This is a genomic window from Streptomyces sp. NTH33 (assembly GCF_003236365.1).
GTDB lineage: Bacteria > Actinomycetota > Actinomycetes > Streptomycetales > Streptomycetaceae > Streptomyces.
This window is the reverse complement of record NZ_POTZ01000665.1, coordinates 1-2,801: the sequence shown is the minus strand read 5'-3', so window position 1 is coordinate 2,801 and position 2,801 is coordinate 1. Positions and strand designations below refer to the sequence as shown.

The 2,801-nt window shown below is 69.9% G+C and carries 1 protein-coding gene and 1 pseudogene; one reads left to right on the top strand and one right to left on the bottom strand.

Annotated elements, in window-relative coordinates; genetic code table 11:
• Window positions 1-45: 45 nt before the first annotated feature.
• Window positions 46-369, top strand: a pseudogene (locus C1I97_RS34625) (transglycosylase SLT domain-containing protein); the annotation flags it as partial.
• A gap of 95 nt (window positions 370-464) precedes the next feature.
• Here the strand turns inward: C1I97_RS34625 and C1I97_RS34620 are convergent.
• Window positions 465-2,648, bottom strand: a complete 2,184-nt coding sequence (locus C1I97_RS34620) for a discoidin domain-containing protein (protein ID WP_111006936.1) — start codon at window positions 2,646-2,648, stop codon at window positions 465-467.
• Window positions 2,649-2,801: the final 153 nt, after the last annotated feature.

The window sequence follows — 2,801 nt, the reverse complement described above, 5'->3', positions numbered from 1 at the left end:
AGATGTGTATAAGAGGCCGCCTCCGCCCAGCAGGCCAGGGCCGGCCACGCCGACAACCTCGACGGCTGGATCAAGCAGTCCCTGAAAATCATGAAGGCCAAGGGCATCCCCGGCAGCTACGACGGCCTCAAGCGCAACATCATGCGCGAGTCCGGCGGCAACCCCCACGCCCAGAACAACTGGGACGTCAACGCCAAGAAGGGCACCCCCTCCAAGGGCCTCCTCCAGGTCATCGACCCCACCTTCAAGGCCTACCACGTCCCCGGCACCGTCCACAGCGTCACCGACCCGGTCGCCAACATCACCGCCGCCGCCAACTACGCCGCCCACCGCTACGGCTCCATCGACAACGTCCACTCCGCCTACTGACCCGGCACACTCCGGCACAGCGGAGCCGGTGTCGGCAGCGACGACCGCTGCCGGCACCGGCCCTCTTCGTCTTCCGACCGGGCGGCATCCGGCGGTCACGAAGTCCGGTACACCTCCACTTCACTGAACTGGCCCGCAGGCCAGCCGGTGTTGGCGCTCACCGTCAGCCGCAGCCAGCGCAGGCTGGTGCCGCTCGGCAGGGACACGGTGGCCGTGTTGCCGGTCGCCGGGTCGAAGCGGTAGCCCTGGGAGCCGGACACGGTCGAGTACGCCGAGCCGTCGGTGCTGCCCTGCACGGTGATGGTCTGGGTGCGCGCGCCCCAGGCCGGCGACGGCGGCAGCTTCAGCACCAGCCGGCGGACGGGCTCGCTCGACCCGAGGTCGACCGTCCAGGACTGCGGGAAGGCGTTGTTGGCCGACTCCCAGTAGGTGTTCGCGTCGCCGTCGACCGCCTTGCCCGGCGTGTAGACGTCCTGGGAGCCGGTGGCGGTGGCCGGGCGGCCCCCCGCGAGATTGCGGTTCGGATCGGGGTCGGGGTTGCCCTGGCCGGGCTGCGGCCAGGCCGAGCAGTCCGACCAGGTGGTGTTCCAGCCGGTGTTGCCGCCGCCGTCGGTGAGCGTGAAGGCACCGGAGCCGGAAGGATAGGGGCAGTTGTAGACGCCCGCCGCGCCCACGCCGGTGGCGGTGACGCCCCGGAAGGTGGCCGCGCCCTGCGCCTCGGCCTGCACGACGACCGTACCGGTGTTCCTGACGGTCGCGCCGTTCACGGTGACGCCCTTGACCGGGTACCCGTGTCCGCCGCCCGACACGAACTCGAAGGCGCTGTACGGGCTGTCGGTGATCGTGGTGTTGGTGATGTCGACGGTGGCGTTGACGGCGCTGTCGTAGGAGTCCACGCGCAGCGCGCCCATCGGGTGGTTCCAGTTGGGGTTCATGGCGCCCGCGCGCACCAGTGTGTTGCCGTCGACCGTGATCGTGCCGGCCAGCGGGAAGAACGGGTCGAGGAACTTCTGGTTGGAGATCGCGATGCCGCTGCCCAGGGCGTTGGTGTCGGAGATCAGGTTGTTCCTCACCGTGATGTCCGTGCCGCCGTAGATCGCGATGCCGTTGGCCAGGTTGGGCTGGGAGATGGTGTTGTTCTCGAAGCTGCTGTTGGTGTCCGGGCCGTACAGCGACCACATGGCGAGCGAGTCGTCGCCCTGGTTGCGCAGGAAGTTGTTGCGGACCTTCACTCCCTTGGCGGTGCCGTTGAGGTTGAGGCCGTCGGCGGTGGTGTCGAGGATGCGGTTGTTCTCGACGACGAGGTTGTCGTTGTCGCCGGTCAGCCACAGGCCGACCTTGAGGTGCTGGAGCCACATGCCGGAGACGGAGGAGTCCGGTCCCAGTGAGCCGTTGACGAAGTTGTCGGGGCTGGAGTCGACGCGCTCGGTGACCTCGCCGATGACCGCGAAGTCCTTGATGTGGACGCCTCCGGAGGAGTTCGACTGGTCGATGAACCGTGAGGTGTGCACGACCGAGTACCAGCTGCCGGCGCCCTGGAGGGTGACGTTCTGCACGCCGTTCAGCGAAGACGTCAGCCTGTAGTCGCCCGGCGGGATCCACACCACTCCGCCCCGCGCGGCGGCGATGGCGTCCCGGAAGGCCTGGGTGGAGTCGCCCTGGCCGCTGGGGTCGGCGCCCTTGGAGGTGACGGAGACCGATCCGGCGGGCTGGCCCGCGGCCGCCGGGACCTGCTCGAAGTCGGCCACGTCGACGGTGACCTGGACGTTCGCGGCCTCGACGGCGACCTTGTCACCCGGCTGGAGGTCCCGGCCGAGCAGCAGCCGGGTGTTGTCGTAGAAGTGGTGGGTCTTGGCCCCCGCGATCCAGTTGGTGTCGATGTAGGAGTACTTGGAGGTGACGGCAAGCGTCTTGGTCAGCTTGGTGCCGTTGACGTACACGTTCAGCGTGCCGGACTGGCCGTCGGGGACGCTGTAGGAGACGTTCACGGCGTTGGCGGCGCGCGGCACGGTGAACTCCACGCGCTGCCCCGTGTTCAGCCGGACGGCCTGGCGTCCGGAGGCCTCGGAGGCGAGGGTGCCCTGGGTGTGGTCGGGTCCGATCCTGGTGCCGTTGGTGGTGGCGGACTCGGCTTCGACCGAGGTGAGGGGGAGGGTGGCGCCCGCCGCCGCGTGGGCGGCGGGCGCGCCGAGGGTGACGAGCGTGCCGGCCGCGAGGGCGACGGTGGCACCCATGGCCGGCAGGCGGCGTACGGATCTGGTCTTGCTGTTGCCGTGCATGTGCTGATCCCTTCGTGGTGGGGGGCGTGCGGGACAGCGCGGTGCGGTGCGGCGGTCCCGGCTGCGCGGGCTCAGGCGCGCAGCCAGGCCGCCGTGTCCTGCGGGAGGCGGCCGGTGTCGTCCAGCGGGCCGCTGCTCAGCAGGAGTCCGGAG

Bases quoted from the DNA above. Each gene is read 5' to 3' on its own strand.
- C1I97_RS34620 (WP_111006936.1), bottom strand. From the start codon at position 2,648: ATGCACGGCAACAGCAAGACCAGATCCGTACGCCGCCTGCCGGCCATG.